General features: G+C 58.7%; 19 protein-coding genes. 10 read left to right on the forward strand and 9 right to left on the reverse strand.

The window, feature by feature from the left end; translation table 11 throughout:
- Window positions 1-104 precede the first annotated feature (104 nt).
- Window positions 105-1,721, forward strand: coding sequence for a phosphoglycerate dehydrogenase (serA, locus tag GSQ81_RS12205; RefSeq protein ID WP_158911008.1), 1,617 nt, complete (start codon window positions 105-107; stop codon window positions 1,719-1,721).
- Window positions 1,722-1,755: 34 nt separating this feature from the next.
- Here serA and GSQ81_RS12210 read toward each other — a convergent pair whose 3' ends face one another.
- From GSQ81_RS12210 to rpmE, 3 genes are all read right to left on the reverse strand, one after another.
- Window positions 1,756-1,998, reverse strand: a complete 243-nt coding sequence (locus GSQ81_RS12210; protein WP_158911009.1) for a hypothetical protein — start codon at window positions 1,996-1,998, stop codon at window positions 1,756-1,758.
- A gap of 56 nt (window positions 1,999-2,054) precedes the next feature.
- A complete protein-coding gene (locus GSQ81_RS12215) occupies window positions 2,055-3,296 on the reverse strand; it encodes a tRNA-dihydrouridine synthase (protein WP_158911010.1) in 1,242 nt (413 codons plus the stop codon).
- Window positions 3,297-3,375: 79 nt separating this feature from the next.
- A complete protein-coding gene (gene rpmE, locus GSQ81_RS12220) occupies window positions 3,376-3,645 on the reverse strand; it encodes a 50S ribosomal protein L31 (protein WP_158911011.1) in 270 nt (89 codons plus the stop codon).
- Window positions 3,646-3,864: 219 nt separating this feature from the next.
- Between rpmE and GSQ81_RS12225 the strand changes: the two genes are divergently transcribed.
- From GSQ81_RS12225 to GSQ81_RS12245, 5 genes are all read left to right on the forward strand, one after another.
- The gene (locus GSQ81_RS12225; protein WP_158911012.1) at window positions 3,865-4,620 is read left to right on the forward strand and encodes an ATP-binding protein; all 756 of its coding nucleotides are present in this window, start codon (window positions 3,865-3,867) and stop codon (window positions 4,618-4,620) included.
- 85 nt (window positions 4,621-4,705) lie between these two features.
- Window positions 4,706-7,723, forward strand: coding sequence for a formate dehydrogenase subunit alpha (gene fdhF / locus GSQ81_RS12230; protein ID WP_158911013.1), 3,018 nt, complete (start codon window positions 4,706-4,708; stop codon window positions 7,721-7,723).
- A 24-nt stretch (window positions 7,724-7,747) separates the two neighbouring features.
- The gene (locus GSQ81_RS12235) at window positions 7,748-8,209 is read left to right on the forward strand and encodes a DUF1641 domain-containing protein (RefSeq protein ID WP_158911014.1); all 462 of its coding nucleotides are present in this window, start codon (window positions 7,748-7,750) and stop codon (window positions 8,207-8,209) included.
- Window positions 8,210-8,270: 61 nt separating this feature from the next.
- Complete coding sequence (locus tag GSQ81_RS12240) at window positions 8,271-8,714, forward strand: hypothetical protein (RefSeq protein ID WP_158911015.1); 444 nt, start codon at window positions 8,271-8,273, stop codon at window positions 8,712-8,714.
- A 57-nt stretch (window positions 8,715-8,771) separates the two neighbouring features.
- Window positions 8,772-8,996: a hypothetical protein gene (locus tag GSQ81_RS12245; RefSeq protein ID WP_158911016.1), complete on the forward strand. Its 225-nt coding sequence runs from the start codon at window positions 8,772-8,774 to the stop codon at window positions 8,994-8,996.
- A 495-nt stretch (window positions 8,997-9,491) separates the two neighbouring features.
- Here GSQ81_RS12245 and GSQ81_RS12250 read toward each other — a convergent pair whose 3' ends face one another.
- A complete protein-coding gene (locus tag GSQ81_RS12250; RefSeq protein ID WP_158911017.1) occupies window positions 9,492-9,941 on the reverse strand; it encodes a DUF1772 domain-containing protein in 450 nt (149 codons plus the stop codon).
- 103 nt (window positions 9,942-10,044) lie between these two features.
- Between GSQ81_RS12250 and GSQ81_RS12255 the strand changes: the two genes are divergently transcribed.
- The 3 genes from GSQ81_RS12255 (at window position 10,045) to GSQ81_RS12265 (ending at window position 12,679) form a co-directional block, all read left to right on the forward strand.
- Window positions 10,045-10,425 carry a helix-turn-helix domain-containing protein gene (locus GSQ81_RS12255; RefSeq protein ID WP_158911018.1) on the forward strand — a complete coding sequence of 127 codons (381 nt, stop codon included), beginning with the start codon at window positions 10,045-10,047 and terminating at the stop codon, window positions 10,423-10,425.
- A gap of 136 nt (window positions 10,426-10,561) precedes the next feature.
- A complete protein-coding gene (locus GSQ81_RS12260; protein ID WP_158912202.1) occupies window positions 10,562-11,899 on the forward strand; it encodes an MFS transporter in 1,338 nt (445 codons plus the stop codon).
- 36 nt (window positions 11,900-11,935) lie between these two features.
- Complete coding sequence (locus GSQ81_RS12265) at window positions 11,936-12,679, forward strand: hypothetical protein (RefSeq protein WP_158911019.1); 744 nt, start codon at window positions 11,936-11,938, stop codon at window positions 12,677-12,679.
- Window positions 12,680-12,796: 117 nt separating this feature from the next.
- On the opposite strand, the gene gatA is transcribed toward GSQ81_RS12265, so the two are convergent.
- Genes gatA through GSQ81_RS12290 form a run of 5 tightly spaced genes read right to left on the reverse strand, consistent with a single transcriptional unit; the run spans window position 12,797 to window position 16,808 of the window.
- Complete coding sequence (gatA, locus tag GSQ81_RS12270) at window positions 12,797-14,236, reverse strand: Asp-tRNA(Asn)/Glu-tRNA(Gln) amidotransferase subunit GatA (RefSeq protein ID WP_158911020.1); 1,440 nt, start codon at window positions 14,234-14,236, stop codon at window positions 12,797-12,799.
- 41 nt (window positions 14,237-14,277) lie between these two features.
- On the reverse strand, window positions 14,278-14,604 hold the full coding sequence (gatC, locus tag GSQ81_RS12275) for an Asp-tRNA(Asn)/Glu-tRNA(Gln) amidotransferase subunit GatC (protein WP_158911021.1): 327 nt from the start codon (window positions 14,602-14,604) through the stop codon (window positions 14,278-14,280).
- Window positions 14,601-14,891 (reverse strand): DciA family protein, encoded by a 291-nt coding sequence (locus GSQ81_RS12280; protein ID WP_158911022.1) that lies wholly within the window; start codon window positions 14,889-14,891, stop codon window positions 14,601-14,603. Before GSQ81_RS12280 ends, gatC begins: the two co-directional genes overlap by 4 nt.
- Window positions 14,891-16,054 carry a glycosyltransferase gene (locus GSQ81_RS12285; RefSeq protein ID WP_371715330.1) on the reverse strand — a complete coding sequence of 388 codons (1,164 nt, stop codon included), beginning with the start codon at window positions 16,052-16,054 and terminating at the stop codon, window positions 14,891-14,893. The genes GSQ81_RS12280 and GSQ81_RS12285 overlap by 1 nt, the downstream gene beginning before the upstream one ends.
- 19 nt (window positions 16,055-16,073) lie before the next feature.
- Window positions 16,074-16,808: a sugar transferase gene (locus GSQ81_RS12290; protein ID WP_254060151.1), complete on the reverse strand. Its 735-nt coding sequence runs from the start codon at window positions 16,806-16,808 to the stop codon at window positions 16,074-16,076.
- Window positions 16,809-17,187: 379 nt separating this feature from the next.
- Here GSQ81_RS12290 and rfbC point away from each other — a divergent pair, with 379 nt between their 5' ends.
- The gene (gene rfbC / locus GSQ81_RS12295) at window positions 17,188-17,760 is read left to right on the forward strand and encodes a dTDP-4-dehydrorhamnose 3,5-epimerase (RefSeq protein WP_158911024.1); all 573 of its coding nucleotides are present in this window, start codon (window positions 17,188-17,190) and stop codon (window positions 17,758-17,760) included.
- Window positions 17,761-18,076 lie beyond the last annotated feature (316 nt).

An 18,076-nucleotide genomic window follows, 5' to 3' on the forward strand; every position in this document is an offset into this window, starting at 1 on the left:
CCCCCGGAAACCCACGTCCGAGTCCGGACGTGGGGCACCCAAATTTTTCGCGAACCTGGAAATTGTCATACCCTCCCGTTTCTACTCGCACCATGAAAGGTCCCATGAAGATCGTTCTCGCCGAAAAAGTCTCGCCTGCCACCCTCGCCGTCTTCCAGCAGGAGCCAGGCTGGAACGTTGTCACCCCCGACCAGATTAAGAACGGCCTCGACGCCGAACTTGCCGATGCCGACGCGCTTGTCGTCCGCTCTGCTGTTCAGGTCGATGCCAAGCTGCTCGAGTCCGCGCCGAAGCTGCGCGTGATTGGCCGTGCCGGCGTAGGCGTCGACAACATCGACACCCCGGCCGCTACGCATCGCGGCATCGTGGTGATGAACACGCCGGGCGCCAACGCTGTCGCCGTCGCCGAGCTGACGCTTGGCCTGATGGTCTCGATGGCCCGCTCCATCTCTCGCGCCAACGCCACCATGCACAGCGGCAAGTGGGAGAAGAAGTCACTGCAAGGGCAGGAGCTTCGCGGCAAGACGCTCGGCATCGTCGGTTTGGGCCGCGTCGGCCTTGAGGTTGCACGCCGCGCCAAGGCCTTTGGCATGAATCTTATTGGCTACGATCCTTTCATCGCTCCGGTGATTGCACGTGAGAACGATGTGACGCTCGTCCCCATCGACGAGATCTTCAAGGAGTCGGATTACCTCACGCTGCACGTCGGCCTCACCACGCAGACCGAGGGGCTCATCAACGCGACCTCGCTGGCCATCATGAAGAAGGGCGTTCGCATCATCAACTGCGCTCGCGGTGAGCTGATCGTTGAGCAGGCGCTTGCCGATGCCATCAAGTCCGGCCACGTTGCTGGTGCTGCTCTCGACGTCTTCCACCAGGAGCCGCTCAAAGAGTCAATCTTCCACAATCTCGACAACGTCATCCTCTCGCCGCACATCGCCGGTTCGACCGACGAGGCGCAGGAGGCCATCGGCATCCAGCTCGCGCTACAGGTGCGTGACTACCTCAAGCTCGGCGTGGTGCAGAACGCGGTCAACCTGCCCAGCTTGTCGCACGAGGAGTATATCGAAGTTGCTCCTTATATCGAGATGGCGGAGCGCCTCGGTCACTTCCTCTCGCACGCTACGCCGGGTAATCTGGAGAACATTCAGATCACTTACACTGGCCGCATCGCGCAGGGTAAGACCGATCTGATCCGCAACGCTGCTATTGCCGGCATCTTCGCTGAAGAAGAGGGCGTCAACCGCATCAACGCGGCGGCCATTGTTGCCGAGCGCGGCATTCGCATTCAGGAAGATAAGAAGGAGTTCACCACCGGCGGCGCAGGCTCGGTGCTCAAACTTGTTCTGCACTCCTCTGACGGCGAAGCCAGTGCGTCTGCGACTGTGCTGCACGGAACCTCGCCACGTCTGTTGACCTACGATGGCATCGACATTGAGGCTCCGCTGAACGGAACGCTGGTTTCGATCCGCAATCATGACGTTCCCGGCGTTGTGGGCCGCATTGGCAGCATTCTTGGCGAGCACCAGATCAACATCGCCAACTTCGCTCTGGGCCGCTCGAATGGCTCCAGCCGCTCCAAGAGCGTTCCGCAGGGGCAGGCGCTTGCCGTCGTGCAGATCGATGTTCCCAGCGCGGCTTCGGCCAATGCTGCGATCGAGGCTCTGCGCAAGGTAGAGGCGATTGCCAGTGTTCGCTTCGTTGAGCTCGGCAAGCTGTAGTTAGTCGTTATTCGCTGTAATGAAAGCCGTGGACTTACGAGTCCACGGCTTTTTTCGTCTCATCCGGTTCGGGACGATGGCCGACCATGCCAAACATAAGATAGCCGCCAGCGGTTGCCACGGCGGCAACGGCTCCCACGCCGATTCCGACGACCATGGCCGAGGTAAGCGCACTCAATAGATTTTGCGTGTCAGCGGGGAACTGGCTGGCATAGTGCTGGTAGAAGAAGAAGCTGGCTACTGCAATCGTAAGAATGCCGACCGAGAGTCCTGCCAAAACAGAGATCGCTAAACACTTTGCCCATCGCGCCGTCTTTGCAGGTGGTTGCATTCTCAGGCAAGTATAGCTTCTGCTTCTGTTTCCTCTGTTGCTGCCTTTGTCTCGAAGAAGTGCTCGACCGCGCCCAGAACCGCCGCGCCATTTTTAGAATCGAAGATCTGTTTGCGCAGAGCGGAGCCGCCGGGGACGCCGTGCGTGAACCAACTGGCGAACTGCTTCATCTTGCCGACGCAGTCGCGGTGGCGCTGGTCGCGGGCGATCTGGCCGGAGGCGGTGATCGCAGCGGCACGCGCGGCTTCGGCGCGTTCTTCCATTGCCAGTTCGTCGACCATCATCTGGAAGTAAGTGCGAATCATGCGGTAGCGGTCTTCGTTGGTCGGCTTGTCGTAGGTGCCGACGCCAGTGATTTCTTTCGAGGCGGTGTACTGCGCGATCTGGCGGAAGATCCATGGATTCGATGGTGCGGTGCGGCCAATCATCACGGCATCGCAGCCGGTGGCATCGACCATGGCGGCTGCATCTTCAGGAGTGCGAATGTCGCCATTGCCGATGACGGGAATCTTCACGGCATCTTTTACCGCAGCGATGAACTCCCAACGAGCCTGTCCGGTGTAGCCGTCCTCGCGAGTGCGAGCGTGCAGCGCCGCGGCGTTGAGGCCGCAGTCTTCGGCCATCTTCGCCAGCTCGACGCAGACGATGTTGGCGTCGTTCCAGCCGATGCGGAACTTGACCGTGAAGGGGATGGTGACAGCAGCGCGGACGGCCTTGAAGATCGTCTCGATGAGCGGCAGATCGCGCAGCAGGCCCGAGCCGCCGTTGCAGGCGACGACGCGCTTGGCAGGGCAGCCGAGGTTCAGGTCGACGAGATCAAATCCGGCATCCTGAACGATGCGCGCGGAGTCGGCCAGCGTTTCGGGATTTGAGCCGAAGAGCTGCGCTGAGATAGGGTGCTCGTCGTCGTAGTAGGTGAGGTAGCGCTTGCGCTTGGTCTCGCGCATCCGCGAGAGGCCGTCGGCCGAGGTGAACTCGGTCATGATGAGGCCGCAGCCGGATTGCTGGTTCGTTGTCGCCTGTTCCACGTTTGCACTGTTGGCGTCGGCGGTGAACTGGCTGGCGTTCTTGATGAAACGGCGGAAGACTGTGTCGGTCACTCCGGCCATGGGCGCAAGGACGGTCGCGGGGGCGATCTTGACATTGCCAATGGTGAGCGTGGCTGGGACGCGCGCGTGCTCGGGCATGGCGTGCTCGGCTGGGTCATCCCAGTGCTTCTGCTCGAGGGTGTAGCGCTTCTTCATAAGGGCTTAGGGATCAGGGCTTAGGAAAGCGAAAGGCCTCCACTTTTTGGCGGAGGCCTTTCGGGTGGTTGGGCTCCGCTTACTTGGCGGCGGTTTCTGCTGCCTTGCCGGTTTCTGCCTTGCCGGTTTCTGCCTTGCCGGCGTCCGACTTGGCGAACTTGCGGCGGAAGCGCTCGACACGGCCTGCGGTGTCGATCAGCTTCTGCTTGCCGGTGAAGAACGGGTGGCAGGCGGAGCAGATTTCGAGGACGATGTCGCCCTTGTGCGTGGAGCGGGTCTCAAAGTGGTTTCCGCAGGCGCACTTGACGGTGATGGTGTCGTACTTGGGGTGAATTCCTTCTTTTGGCATGGTTCTATTTATCCTTTGGCTGATATTGGTGCTGATTGGCGCTTTCCGGGTCGCGGTTCGCTTGCGAACGGTATGGTCACGTCACATCGAATGCCTGTCGCGATTGCCGGGCAGATCCCTGTTCTGGAGGCTGCGGGCGCTATTTCCAGTTTACCTAATTATTCTAGATTCGCACAGGGGGCAATTCGATTCAGGTGCTGCCATACTAGGGCTACGGCCATGATTGAGATTTGTCCGATATGCGAGGGGTCCGGCCTGCAGGTCATCCAGCAAGACGGCAGGCAGTTTGTACGCGACTGCAAGTGCCGCGTCGAGCGGCGGGCGGCGCGGATGCTGGAGCGAGCGCGCATTCCCAAACGCTACGAGCACTGCTCGCTTGAGAGCTATGAGACCAACTTTCCCTCTTCGCACCGGACGCTGGGCGCGGCACATCTGCGGGCGCGCAAGTTTGTGGAGAGCTATCCTGTTGAAACTGCGGGGACAGGGCTTCTGCTCACCGGTTCCATCGGCGTGGGCAAGACGCATCTTGCCGTCGGCATCCTGCAGGCGCTGGTGACGGAGCGCGGAGCGACCGGGCTCTTCTTCGACTATCGCGATCTGCTGAAGCAGGTGCAGAACAGCTACAACCGGCAGGTCTCGGCGACCGAGCTTGAGATTTTGGCTCCCGTCTTCGACGCGGAAGTTCTCGTGCTCGACGAGCTGGGGGCGTCGAAGCCCACCGATTGGGTATGGGATACGGTCGCCCATATTCTGAATACACGCTACAACGACCGCCGCACCACCATCATCACCACCAACTACGCCAACGTAGGGCCGCTCGGCACCGAGCAGGGCACACGGGCCTCCATGCGCGAAGAGACTCTTGGCGACCGTATCGGGGAGCGCATGCGCTCGCGTCTGCAGGAGATGTGCGTGGTGGTCGAGATGCAGGGCGAGGACTTCAGGCAAAAAGTGAAGCGCGCGAGCTTCGCGTAACCAACACAGCCACCCTGAGTAAGTTCGCGTCCCTGTTGGAAAACGCCTACCATGTTCGCAAGCATCAGAGGCTTCAGGGTATCCGATGAAATCATTGCTCAACACTCCTGCCGATCACGCCCCGAATACTGAACTCATCATCGACGGCCTGCCTGTTCCTGTTCACTCCGGCGAATTACTCATCGAAGTCCTCAATCTCTATGCGATGACGCGCAATCGCAAGCCTGTGCCGCAGGTATGTTATCTCCCGCAGATGGGGCCCATCGAAACCTGCGATACCTGCATGGTCAAGGTCAATGGAGAGCTTGTGCGTGCCTGCGGTACGCGCGCCGTCGCTGGCATGGTGGTCGAAACCGCTGGCGAGGCCGTCGATATCGCCCAGCGCGAGGCCTTCGACCGCATCCTGCAAAATCACATGCTTTACTGCACGGTCTGCGATAACAACAATCAGAACTGCACCGTGCACAACACCACGGCGCAGCTCGACGTAAAACACCAGTCGCGCCCCTTCACCCACAAGCCCTATCCGCAGGACCACTCCAACCCTTTCTATCGCTACGATCCTGATCAGTGCATTCTTTGTGGCCGCTGTGTCGAATCGTGTCAGAGCGTTCAGGTCAACGAGACGCTCTCGATCAACTGGGAGAGCGATCATCCGCGCGTTCTCTGGGATGGCGGCGAAAAGATCGACGGCTCAAGCTGCGTCTCCTGCGGCCACTGCGTTACCGTCTGTCCCTGCAACGCGCTGATGGAGAAGTCCATACTCGGCCACGCGGGATATCTCACCAATCTGCCGGGCAAAGTCCTCGACGACATGATCGATGTGGTGAAGGCCATTGAACCGCCCATTGGTTATGGCCCGATTCTTGCGCTCTCCGAGATCGAGTCTGAGATGCGTCATGCTCGCGTTAAACGCACGAAGACTGTTTGTACCTACTGCGCTGTCGGTTGTAGCTTCGAGGTCTGGACGCGCGACCGCCATATCCTCAAGATCGAGCCGAGTCATGGGCCGGCCAACGGCATCTCCACCTGCATCAAGGGCAAGTTTGCCTGGGGCCACATTAACTCCGACGACCGCCTGACTAAACCGCTGCTGCGCGATGGCGATACCTTTCGCGAGATTACGTGGGACGAGGCGCTCGACATTATCGAGAAAAAGTTCAAACAGGTAAAAGAAGATCATGGGCCTGACGCTCTTGCGTTCATTGCCTCCTCGAAGTGCACGAATGAGGAGAGCTATCTGATGCAGAAGCTCGCGCGTGCTGTCGTCGGCACGAACAACATCGACAACTGTGCTCGCTACTGCCAGAACCCCGCCACGATGGGCCTGCAGCGCACGGTTGGCTACGGAGGCGACTCTGGGTCGATTGCCGATATCGAAAAGGCTGGCCTCGTCGTCATCGTTGGAGCCAACCCGGCGGAGAACCATCCTGTTCTCGCCACTCGCATTAAGCGCAGCCACAAATTCCGCGGCCAGCGGCTGATCGTTGCCGATCTGCGCAAGCATGAGATGGCCGAGCGCGCCGACATCTTCATCCGTCCCATCCCTTCTACCGACGCTGTCTGGATGAACGGCGTCGCCCGCTACATCCTCGACCACAAGCTGCACAAGCCCGAGTTCATCGACCAGTGGGTCAATCACTTTGACGAGTACGCGAAATCACTGGAGCCCTACACGCTTGAATACACCGAGCGCATCACCGGCATTCCGCAAGCGACGCTCATTACTGTGGCCAATGAAATCGCTGCTGCCGACGGTGTCTGCATTTTGTTTGCCATGGGCGTGACGCAGCACTGCGGCGGCTCCGATACGGCCACCACGCTCTCGAACCTTCTTCTGCTCACCGGCAACTACATGCGTCCTGGTGCTGGAGCCTACCCTCTGCGGGGCCACAACAATGTGCAGGGCGCGAGCGATCTCGGCTCGATGCCGAATGTGTTTCCCGGCTATCAAAAAGTGGACGATGAAGAGGTCAGGGCCAAGTTCGCGGCCGACTGGGGAGTCACGCTGCCGACGACTACCGGCAAAGACAATCACCAGATGATCGACGCCATTCTTGAAGGCAGCCTCAAGGTGCTCTACATCAAAGGCGAAGACACCATCACCTCGGACTCCAACGCCAATTACGTTGCCAGCGCTCTCAGCAAGCTGGAGTTCTTCGTCGTGCAGGACATTAATTTTTCGGAGACCTGCCGCTACGCCGACCTGGTGCTGCCCGCTGCCGCGTCGCTTGAAAAAGACGGCACCTTCACCAGCACCGAGCGCCGCATCCAGCGCATCTACAAGGCGCTCGATCCGCTTGGCGAATCCAAGCCCGATTGGGAGATCATTCAATTGATCGCTAATCGTCTGGGCGGCAAGTGGAAGTACAAGCATCCTTCCGATGTCATGGACGAGGTTGCGCGTCTTACACCCATGTTTGCCGGCGTCAGCTACGAGCGGCTCGAAGGTTTTAAGAGCCTGCAATGGCCTGTCGCCGCAGACGGCAAGGATTCGCCTCTCCTCTTCACAGAGAAGTTTCCCTTTCCCGACGGCAAGGCCCGCTTTTTTCCTGTGCAGTATATCGAGCCCTGCGAAGAGACCAGCAATGAGTTCGACCTTCACCTCAACAATGGCCGCCTGCTCGAACACTTCGAGCAGGGCAGCATGACCTACCGCACCCCCGGCATCAAGGAGATCACGCCGAACAGCTTCGTCGAGGTCTCACCAGAACTCGCCGCCGAACGTGGCATCACCAGCGGCCGCTTCGTGCAGATTGCTTCGCCGCACGGCAAGGTGCGCGTGCAGGTTCTCGTCTCCAGCCGCGTCGAGGGCAAGCAGCTCTACATGTCGCTCAACTCCATCGAAGAGCCGGTCAACAAGCTCACCAGCAGCTTTACCGACCGGCAGACGCACACGCCCGCCTTCAAAGAGACCGCCGTCAGCATGACCGTCCTGCCGGAACAGGGCGAGAATCCGCTGCCGCGGCGTAACTTCCGTTATGGCACTCGCACGCCGCAGAACGGCGTCGAGGTCGAACGCAAATGGGCGCGCGCAGACTATCGACTGCCTGGAACTTCGCCCTCCGACAAGCTGGTCCAGATAAAATCCACCACGGTATAACGGCTCAAACCGAGGAGTCTCTTCATGGCCAATCCGATCACCTTCAAGCCACTTCCCGTCGATCCGCACCTCGAACTCGAGCGACGGCTCAACGCTGCTCCGCGTGAGCACGCCGAGGCCCTGCTGGTCGTCTACGACATTCTGCAAGCGGCTCATGACAATGGCTTGCTCGATACCGCTCACGGCCTCATCAGCGCTCGCGATACCATCTTCGGCAAGCTCGCCGAGTACGCTAAAACTCCCGAGGGTGAGACCGGCATTCGCAATCTGCTGGCTGCCGCTAAGGTGCTCGCCTCGCTCGATCCTGAAGTTCTCGACCAGTTATCAAGATCTGTGGTCGATGCATCGCAGCAGCATCAGCCGGAGCAAAAGCCGCCGAGCCTTTGGCAGCTCTTCAAACGCACCAACAGCGAAGATGGACGCCGCGGCCTGTCCTTTCTTACGCTTCTGCTATCGGGTCTCGGCAGATCGCTTAAGAGTCAATAGCAAGCCTGAATCTTATGGATGCGAGTCATTTCTCCGTACCATTGTTCTGAAAGTTGGTTCGATGTCTAAGCGTATTTTTCTATTGTGTTCGTGCGTTCTCTTGTTTATGCAATTGCCGGGAGCTGCGCAGACTTTAACCAAAGGCGTAACTGCGGAAGATCTTCCCCCCGTCATCCTCTCAGGCTTGCAGGCTTATAAGGATAAAGGTCCGGACGAAGCCGTTCGTCTTTGGATTAAGGACAGCCCCATCGACGGAAGCAAGGAAGCTCTTGGTCAGGCGAACAATTTGCGCCAGGTTCAGGATTTCTATGGTGCCTATCAATCCTTTGAAGTCATTAGCGCCTACGAAATCGGGCATCGAACGCGGATATTTTATTTAACTTTGAACTTCGAGAATGGCCCGCTCTTTGCCAAGTTTGTCGTCTATCAATCGAACCATCGCTGGATTTTGACGAGTTTTAACTTCAATACCAAAGAAGAGATGATTCTTCCTCCGCTTCTATAGAGACTGCCACAGCGGCTGGATGGAATCGTTGGCGGAAGCGTCGTATCATAGAGGGGTATGGCATTTCCGATTAAAGTTTGTGTCGTCTGCAAAGAAGAGTTCGAGCTCAAGCCCGATAAGCCCGGTTTCGCTAACCGCTGCCCAGAGTGCAGCGTTCCCGAAGAATCAACCGACGGCTCTACCAAGCAACGTATGGATGCGGACGAGCGCAAGTCTGCCTCCGAGGCGAATGAGGCCCGCAGGCAGGCGATGCGCAACCTTCTCTATCGCAAAGACAGCTAACAGATCCCTTCTCTGCTCAACAGGACGAAGCCAGCATCTCCCGCGTCTTCTTCGCCAGCGTCAGCAGAAAGGCCCGCGCACACTCAGCATCCATGGCAGAGAGTATGGCGCGTAGCTCCAGGCAACGCAAGCAGCGGTGGATTTAGGGGTTCATTTTCAGCGAAGTCCGGGCACTTTTCTTTAGCCGGGCGACCTTCAGCAGGCACACGATAGAGATACCCAGGAGCACCCCGCATCCAAACCCCAGAACAGCATCACTATGCGTCCCTAAAGGCAGCTTCCGAACGATGGAAGGGAAGACGGCAATCAGGACAGCACAAACGGCTGGCACTACAGTAAGAATCCTCTCCTTGCGGCTGCGACTATCCCCATGATTTTCCATGCACCGAGTCTAATTGCAGCAATCTCTCTTCACAATCGCAAAGTTATCGATAGGACGAAGCCAGCAACTTTCCTGTCCTTATGCGTGGGCGCAAGCGGCCCATTCTGGAGGATTCACCGGTGCGCAACGAGAAGAAAGCAAACCATCGCGGCGACTAAAGCAGCAACGCGCAGGTGATGGAACGTGGTCCATCTTTGATGCTCGCGCTGTGCTTCTTCGGGAAAGGATTTGGCATCAAGCTGCATCATTCGGTTATTGATGGGCACAAGGAAGAGAATAGTAAGGACGATTACTGCAAACCAGATGACGCTGGCGGCGATCAACAAAGTGCTGCCGGGTTCGTGGCGTTCGGCGATGGTCTCTACGAGGAGAAGCAGCAGGCTGAGCCCATACCAGAAAGGCATTGCGTGGCCGAGCCTTGCTGCAAACAGGCTGACCGCTTTGGCGTGTGCGCGGTCCTCCAGCTTTTGCAGCACCGGGTTGATGAAGACGGATACGGCAAACTCGGTGCCGATGAGTAAGCCTATGCAAATGGTGGTCGCGATATATAGAAAAGATGTCATCCCTTAGCTCCTGAACTTCAGACGCCATCGGGACGTACACTGACTCAAAGATCTGTACTGACAAATTTGTCAGTCGAATCGGAGTGAGCGGGGAGGTTGATCAGTGCCGGTTTCGAAGAAGGAGATCTCCGCGTGTCCCATCGATGCGATGCTGTCGGTCATCGACGGTCGCTGGAAGGGAACGATTTTGTGGCGGCTGTCGGAGGGGCCGATGCGGACCAGTGAGTTGCATCGCACTATCCCCGGGATTACGCAACGTATGTTGATCCGGCATCTGCAGGAGCTGGTGCAGAATGGAATTCTGGTGCGGCATCAGGAGCGAAGTATGCCGCCCTGTGTCCGTTACTCGATCTCAAAGTATGGCTTGACGCTTTTGCCTGTATTGGAAGAGATATGCAAGTGGGGAAGGAATCATCTCAGGATCTGTGCAAAGACGGCCATTTCAATGAATCGATTAGACATAAATGTTGCACTTCAGACTTGAATCCGCCGTCTCTCCGCTGCGCTCCGGTCGAGATGACGTTATTTTGGGTATCAAGAAGACGTTGTTTGTGGGTGTCGAGATGACGTTGTTTTCGAATGTTAGGTCTTTTACTCCATGAAATGTGAAAACATACGATATGTCCGAGGGTGGCAGTAAGGCAGCAGTGACAGAAGCGAGGGCAGGGAGTGCCTTTCACTCGCGCGATTTCCGTCTCTATCAGTCAGCGCGTCTCATGGTCATCGTGGGTGCCGAGGCGCAATCGGTTGCCGTAGCCTGGCAGGTCTACGCCATCACGCACTCTGCGCTCGACCTTGGCTTCACAGGGCTAGCTCTCTTTCTGCCGGGGCTGCTATTCGTGTTGGCTGCAGGCCACGTCGCCGACCGGTTCGACCGGCGAAAGATCATCATGGCCTGTTACAGTCTGCAGGCAATTTGTACGATCGTTCTGCTCTGGCTCTCCCTGACCAAAACCTATATCTCCAATGGCCGGGTGTGGCCTATCTACGCCGTTCTGCTGGGCATCGGGCTGGGAAGGGCATTCAGCGGTCCCGCCTCCAGTGCGATGCTGCCCAGCCTCGTTCCCAAAGACCACTTCGTTAATGCCGTCACCTGGGGTGGGACCATCAATCAGGCCGCCAACATGGCTGGCCCGACCGTAGGCGGCCTGCTCTTCACGCTGCAAATGACCGGCGTGATGACGCGCTGGAACGGGGCCGCCATCGTCTACGCCTTCACCCTCGTGATGCTCGTGAGCTTCCTCATCCTGGTGGGGATGATCCGAACCAAGATGGAGGGCGCAGTCAAAAAAGCGTTCAACGCCAAGACCGTGCTTGCGGGACTCGAATATGTATGGAAGACCAAGCTGCTGCTCGGTTCGATCTCGCTGGACCTCTTCGCCGTACTGCTGGGAGGGGCGGTTGCCCTGCTCCCCATCTTCGCCACCGACATTCTCCACGCCGGTCCGCGCGGCCTTGGCCTGCTTCGCGCCATGCCTGCCGTCGGCGCGCTCGCCGTCTCGCTGGTGATGGTCATCAAGCCCATCAAGCGTAACGCCGGATGGCTGATGCTGGGCTGTGTTGGACTCTTCGGCGCGGCCACCATCGTCTTTGGCCTCTCCAGAAATATCTGGATCAGCCTGATCGCCCTCGTCCTCGTCGGCGGCAGCGACATGGTCAGCGTCGTCATTCGCGGCAGCGTTCTGCAGTTGGCCACGCCACCCGAGATGCGCGGCCGCGTCAGCGCCGTCAACTGGATCTTCATCGGCGCATCGAACGAGTTTGGCGAGTTCGAAAGCGGCCTCACCGCGCATTGGTGGGGAGCCGTTCGCGCCGTCGTCGTCGGTGGCATCGGCACCCTCGTTGTCATGGGTGCGGCAGCGGCATTCTTCCCTGCTCTTCGCCAGGCCGACGCTCTGACTGCGGAATCCTTGATGAACACTGAACTGGAATTGAGTGTGGCCGAACCGGTCGATTGAATGAGAGAGTAGAGAGTGGCATCAGGAGGGCAGCAAATGCAGAGTGGCGCAAAGGCAGCGATTGCAGGGACCATCATCTTGCTGGCAGCGGTCGGCGCACGCGTAGGCATGATCTACCACGAGCGTAACGCCCCCGCGAAACTCCCAGCCGCAACCGCAAGCGATAAGCTCTCCGACGACGATCTCGTCTTCCTGAAGAAGAAGCGCCCCGACTCGATGGCCGACATCAAGACGCTCTACGGCACCACGGTCTGGGTCTCCGCTGGCGGGCAGATGGACTACTACCCCTACGCCGGGCATCATGTCGACTACGGCAAGAGCGCCGGCATTCTGCAAGGCGCTGAGGCGTTGCTCATCAAAGATGCCGTCGAACAGGTCGCTCCGAAGAACGCCACCTTCCGCATCCCCGGCGGCGACCGCCAAGTCTCGCTGGTCTTCACATTGCCGCAATCGCCTGACCCGGCAAAGGAATATGCAACACCGGTAGGCTACCGGCAGGATGGCCAATACACCTTTTACACCGACGAGATCTTCTTCTACGACGACCCCCATCAGCTCTACCAACACTGGGGGCCTGAGATCTGGAAGGCCGTCGATACGCATCAGGTCATCCTGGGCATGAACGAGCGCCAGGTCGAGCTTTCGCTCGGTCAGGTCAGCAAGAGCCTCAGCCAGGACTACGGCAACCGCATGGTCGTCTTCGCCAACATGGGCCATCCCATGGCCGTCACCTTCGTCAAAAACAAGGTTACCGCCTTCCGCCCCGATCAGGGATTCTGACCGCGTAGTCGGCCTCGACCATGCGCCTGGAGAGTTAAGCCGTACCCATAAGCCGAATGCCCGTCACCGCAAGGGGACGGGCATTCGCACTGTTCAATACCACTAAGACCGAAGGCTCTAGCTCTGCATCTTCTCGACGGCCAGCCCTACCCGCAGCATTGTGCCTTCGTCGAAGTGCTTGCCCATGATCTGCACGCCAATCGGCAGGCCATCTTTCGTCTCTCCGCAAGGAACGCTCACCCCGCAGATACCGGCCAGGCTGGCCGCGACCGAGTAGATGTCGGCAAGGTACATCGCCACCGGGTCGTTCGTCTTCTCGCCCAGCTTGAACGCCGGAGTCGGCGTCATTGGCCCGACGATCACATCGACCTCGTTGAACGCCGTCAGGAAATCCCGTGTCAGCAGCGCTCGAACCTGCTGCGCTTTCTTGTAGTAAGCGTCGTAGTATCCCGCCGAAAGCGCATACGTTCCCAACAGAATGCGGCGCTTGACCTCAGGCCCAAATCCTTCGTCGCGCGTCTTGCGGTACATCTCCGAGAGCGTTTTGGCTTCGGCACTTCGCAGACCGAACCGTACGCCATCAAAGCGCGACAGGTTCGACGAAGCCTCCGCCGTCGCAATCACGTAGTAGGTCGGAATCGCATATTTCGTGTGCGGCAGACTTACCTGCTTGATCACGCACTTCTCCGCTTTGAGGCCATCGAGAACCTTCTCAATCGCCGCACGGATCTCCGGGTCTAACCCCTCGCCAAAATACTCGGCGGGAACGCCAATCCTCAGCCCCTCAACCGGCTTCTCCAGCGCGCCCACGTAGTCGCCCACTGGACGGTCGGACGAAGTAGCGTCCATCACATCCTGTCCGGCAAGCACCTGCAGAACGGTTGCGGCATCCTTCACATTGTTCGTAAACGGCCCCACGCGGTCGAGCGAGGACGCAAACGCAATCAGCCCATAGCGCGACACGCGCCCGTAAGTCGGCAGCACACCAACCACGCCGCAAAAAGCTGCGGGCTGCCGAATCGAACCGCCCGTATCCGTGCCTAGCGTGGCCACGGCAAATCCAGCCGCCACCGCTGCCGCGCTGCCACCGCTCGACCCGCCCGGAACGCGGTCTAAAGCCCGTGGATTCAGCACCGGCCCATAAGCCGAGTTCTCATTCGAGCTGCCCATCGCAAATTCATCGCAGTTCAGCTTGCCCAGCAAAACCGCGCCAGCCGACTCCAGCTTCGTCACCGCCGTAGCATCGTATGGAGGGCGATATCCTTTGAGAATCAGCGACCCAGCCGTTGCCGGCGAGCCCTTCATCGTCAGCACGTCCTTGATACCCACCGGAACGCCAGCCAGCGCAGGCAACTGCTCGCCCTTCGCTGCCAAGGTATCGATCTTCGCAGCCTGGGCCAAAGCGCGCTCCTTGCTCAAGGCAAGAAAGCTGTTGATCCCTTTGCCCTTGTCCCCATCATCGGCAGCAATCCGCGAGTAGTGCAGTTCCGCCATCTCCGTGGCCGTAGCCGACCCATTCGCTACACCAGCCCGCACTGTATCAATCGTAAAATCCATCGCTCTATCTTTCTCTTTTGCTATCTCGGAAGTCTTCGGCATCAACGCTCAATCACCTTAGGGACCTTGAAGAAGCGGCCATCCGTCTCGGGAGCCGCCGCCATCACCGCAGCGCGATCCAATGAAGGCCGCACCGCATCTTCGCGCAGTGTCTCGCCGTGCTCGTGCCGCTCTCCGCCCAGCATCTCGCCCACCTGCGCCATCGGCAGAACGTCCTTCGTATCCAACTCATTCAATTGAGCTATATGGCCCAGAATGGCATTCAAGTCCCGCTGCATGCGCGGCTCTTCCTCTGCCGTCAGCTCCAGATTCGCCAGCTCCGCCACCCGCCGAACATCCTCAATCGTTACCTCAGCCTGCTCACTCATCGCGCATTATTCCTCTTCACTTTAAAGTGTATCCTGCTCACCTTCACGCCCGCGATGCGCCCCATCTGCCCGGCAAGCTGTCCCTGCATACTCATCATCTGCTGCAGCCACGCCCCCTCCTGCACCTCGATCCAGACCTCGCCATCGGCATACCCCACCACCGTTCCCCGCTCGGCCATCGCCTTGCCGCAGGCCACCGGCCATGCCGCCGCCAGCTTGTCCTCGGGCCGCATCGCCTGCAAGCTCCGTCCCAGCGTCCCCCGCAACAGCGTTCTCATATCTTCCATTACTCTGCCTCCGGGGTGCTCGCCACCATCGCGCTGACGGCCTCGGGCATCTTTTCCAAAATAAACTCGCGCATGCTCCGCAGAAATACCGGGGTCGCAAACTCTCCAGCCCATCTCCGCGCCACTGCCGCATCGAACTTTCCGGCGGCATCCGCGGTCTCAAATCGCAAGATGCCATCCATCACAGACTTCACCGTCTGCTCAGAAAAGTAAATTCCAGTGGCCTCGCCTTCAGTTGAACCCAATCCCCGAACCGTCTCCAGCGAGCCGCCAGCCCCGTAAGCAATCACCGGACGCCCACAGGCCTGCGCCTCTAGCGGCACCATGCCAAAGTCCTCATCCGCCGCAAACAAAAGCGCACGGCACACCGCATACTCCTGCCAGAGCGCCTCAGTCGTCATCTCGCCTAGAAAACTGACATCCGCCGTGCCGGCAAGCTTCCTCAACCGGCCCTCCTCCGGCCCTGTCCCGGCGATCCTCAGCGTTCGCCCCAGCCGCGCACAGGCCTCCACCATCAATTCGGTGCGCTTATATCCCACCAGCCGCCCGGCGCAAAGATAATGCTCTCCCGGTTCAGTCACCCGCGCCCGATTGAGATCGATGGGAGGATGAATCACCACGCTCTCCCGCCCGTAACAGCGTCGAATCCGGTCAGCCACATACTCGGAGTTCGCAATAAAGTAACTGACCCTCTGCGCGGCCTGTTCATCCCACGCTCGCACCCGTCCTGCTGTAGCTGAAAATACCGCGCGCGTCACGCTCCCCATCTGCGCACGGTACGTCTCGTAACCGTCATAGAGATACCGCATCGGCGAGTGGCAATAGCAGAGATGCACGGCCCCGGCATCCACGCGCACGCCCTTCACCGGTCCCGAGTCTGACGAGATCACCAGGTCGAACCCCCGCAGATCCAGCCGTTCCGTCGCCATCGGATAGAGCGGCATCATATGCCGGTGATAGTTCCTGGCCAGCGGAATCCGTTGCAGAAATGAAGTATGAAACCGCCGTCCCTGTAACCCCTCCGGAATTCCCGGAGCCTCTGCCATTAGAGTGAAGATTTCAGCCTCAGGAAATAGCGAAGCAATGCATTCTGCGACACGTTCCCCACCACCCCGCGTCACAAACCAATGATGAACAATGGCGACCCGCACCCGTCTTCCCAACTCTCTCTTATGTTCTTCTTCAGAACGCCCCATCCTGGTTAATCACGGTCGAGAACGTCTTCAACAGGATCACGGTGTCCTTCGCCAGCGACCAATTCCCCACATACTCGCAGTCCAGCGCGACCCGCTCATCGTAAGTCAGCGAGCTGCGTCCCGAGACCTGCCATAGCCCTGTCAGCCCCGGTTTCACCTTGCAGTAGCAGCTAAAACAGTCGCCGTACTTCTCCACCTCTGCCGCCACGATCGGCCTTGGCCCCACCAGGCTCATCTGTCCGGTCACCACGTTCCACAGTTGCGGCAGCTCGTCCAGGCTGTATCTCCTGAGAAAGAAGCCGATCTTCGTAATCCGCGGATCGATTCGCAGCTTGTGGGTCTTGTTCCACTCCATCCGGGCTTCCGGATGATCCGACAGATGCTTCTCCAGCACCTCAGCCGAGTTCACGCACATCGTCCGGAACTTCCACATCGAAAAGAAAGCGCCATGCCGCCGGATGCGACGGTGCGAGTAGAAGATCGGCCCCGGAGAGTTCCACGCGACCACCGTTGCCACAACTCCCAGCACCAGCAAGGCCACCGGCAGCGATACCGCCACCAGCAACAGATCAAGAGTCCGCTTGATCACCCGGTAACGGAAGTACTCCGATGGCAGCTCTGTCTCCCACTGCACTCGCCGCAGAGGGTACCCCATCACTTCCGTATACGAATATGAATCTTCTATTACCGCAACCGGCGATTCGGGAGATTCAGCCTGCATTGCAATCCTGTATCCGTGCGAACTACGCCCACGCATTTCTCTGCGGGACACAATTCGCACCGTTGCTCGTTCTCTATGTTTGGCGGATGTCTTATCTCTTGCCCTCCTGCATCTCAACCAGCCTGCAAGCGTCCGCACCTCTGCTTCGTTTTCTGTCTCGCCGATTCTTTGCTTGCGCCAGTCTCTTGTTTGAACTGGTCGCTGCTCTATCGTCAACCCGGAAAAGGAGTTCAGTCACTTTATTTCAACTCAGACAGTTTACTAGCCCGATGCCCCGAAGCGAACCAATTTTGCTGCCAGGTTCGTCTTTTGTTCGTTCCATTTCGGGCAACAGGTCGAATATTTCTCATCCCACGTCATCACTCGGTAAACTTGTAGGATGCTCATTCTCAACACCGCGCTCACCGATGTCAAACTGATTCAACCCAAACGTTTCGGTGATAGTCGCGGATGGTTTACAGAAATTTTCAACCAGAGCTCCTTCGCCGAAGCTGGCCTCCCTTCCGGCTTCGTTCAGGACAACCAGTCCTTCTCCGCCAAAGGCGTCCTTCGCGGCCTGCACTACCAACTGGGCAAGCCCCAGGGAAAGCTCGTCCGCGTCCTTTCCGGCCATATCTGGGACGTAGCCGTCGACCTTCGCCGCAGCTCCCCGGACTTCGGTAAATGGGCTGGCTTCCACCTTAAGCCGCTTACCGATGAGGGCGAGATCCACTCCCTCTGGATCCCCGAAGGCTTCGCCCATGGCTTCCTCGTCCTCTCCGATACGGCCGAAGTCCTCTATAAAACCACCAACCCCTACCACCCTCAGGGCGAGCGCTCCATCCTGTGGAACGACCCCACCCTCAATATCGCCTGGCCGCTTGAGGCCCTGGACGGCCTGTCTCCTTCCGTCAGCTCCAAAGATGCCCAGGGCAAATCCTTTTTAGAAGCCGATCTGCCCCTCGCATCGTAGCCATCTGACCTCCCGAAGGCAGGATTACCTTCCTGCCATAGCGTCGATTGGAGCCTAAGCGAATACGGCAGGCACAAAGTCACAGCAACTTTGCAGACGATTGGGGGTTCAGGAGATAGGCATTAAATAATTGTTGACACCTTGCGGGCGCGCTATATATTTGTCGGCGTATTCAAATCGGAGAGCCTCCTATTCGGCGCATTGACTCTTACGCGCGATCCTTTCGGCGGCAGTCGGCAACCACCCAGCTCTCCATCATCGTCTTCGCTGCCCTCCTCCTCCGTCTCATCCTGGTAGCCTGCATCTTCCATCAGAC

The sequence above is a fragment of the Granulicella sp. L56 genome (assembly GCF_009765835.1).
In the GTDB taxonomy this organism is placed as follows: Bacteria; Acidobacteriota; Terriglobia; order Terriglobales; family Acidobacteriaceae; genus Edaphobacter.

What these genes read in the sequence shown, in the direction of transcription:
- serA (WP_158911008.1), top strand. Translation starts at nt 105, where the DNA reads ATGAAGATCGTTCTCGCCGAAAAAGTCTCGCCTGCCACCCTCGCCGTC.
- GSQ81_RS12215 (WP_158911010.1), bottom strand. Translation starts at nt 3,296, where the DNA reads ATGAAGAAGCGCTACACCCTCGAGCAGAAGCACTGGGATGACCCAGCC.
- rpmE (WP_158911011.1), bottom strand. Translation starts at nt 3,645, where the DNA reads ATGCCAAAAGAAGGAATTCACCCCAAGTACGACACCATCACCGTCAAG.
- GSQ81_RS12225 (WP_158911012.1), top strand. Translation starts at nt 3,865, where the DNA reads ATGATTGAGATTTGTCCGATATGCGAGGGGTCCGGCCTGCAGGTCATC.
- fdhF (WP_158911013.1), top strand. Translation starts at nt 4,706, where the DNA reads ATGAAATCATTGCTCAACACTCCTGCCGATCACGCCCCGAATACTGAA.
- GSQ81_RS12235 (WP_158911014.1), top strand. Translation starts at nt 7,748, where the DNA reads ATGGCCAATCCGATCACCTTCAAGCCACTTCCCGTCGATCCGCACCTC.
- GSQ81_RS12240 (WP_158911015.1), top strand. Translation starts at nt 8,271, where the DNA reads ATGTCTAAGCGTATTTTTCTATTGTGTTCGTGCGTTCTCTTGTTTATG.
- GSQ81_RS12245 (WP_158911016.1), top strand. Translation starts at nt 8,772, where the DNA reads ATGGCATTTCCGATTAAAGTTTGTGTCGTCTGCAAAGAAGAGTTCGAG.
- GSQ81_RS12250 (WP_158911017.1), bottom strand. Translation starts at nt 9,941, where the DNA reads ATGACATCTTTTCTATATATCGCGACCACCATTTGCATAGGCTTACTC.
- GSQ81_RS12260 (WP_158912202.1), top strand. Translation starts at nt 10,562, where the DNA reads ATGTCCGAGGGTGGCAGTAAGGCAGCAGTGACAGAAGCGAGGGCAGGG.
- GSQ81_RS12265 (WP_158911019.1), top strand. Translation starts at nt 11,936, where the DNA reads ATGCAGAGTGGCGCAAAGGCAGCGATTGCAGGGACCATCATCTTGCTG.
- gatA (WP_158911020.1), bottom strand. Translation starts at nt 14,236, where the DNA reads ATGGATTTTACGATTGATACAGTGCGGGCTGGTGTAGCGAATGGGTCG.
- gatC (WP_158911021.1), bottom strand. Translation starts at nt 14,604, where the DNA reads ATGAGTGAGCAGGCTGAGGTAACGATTGAGGATGTTCGGCGGGTGGCG.
- GSQ81_RS12280 (WP_158911022.1), bottom strand. Translation starts at nt 14,891, where the DNA reads ATGGAAGATATGAGAACGCTGTTGCGGGGGACGCTGGGACGGAGCTTG.
- GSQ81_RS12290 (WP_254060151.1), bottom strand. Translation starts at nt 16,808, where the DNA reads ATGCAGGCTGAATCTCCCGAATCGCCGGTTGCGGTAATAGAAGATTCA.
- rfbC (WP_158911024.1), top strand. Translation starts at nt 17,188, where the DNA reads ATGCTCATTCTCAACACCGCGCTCACCGATGTCAAACTGATTCAACCC.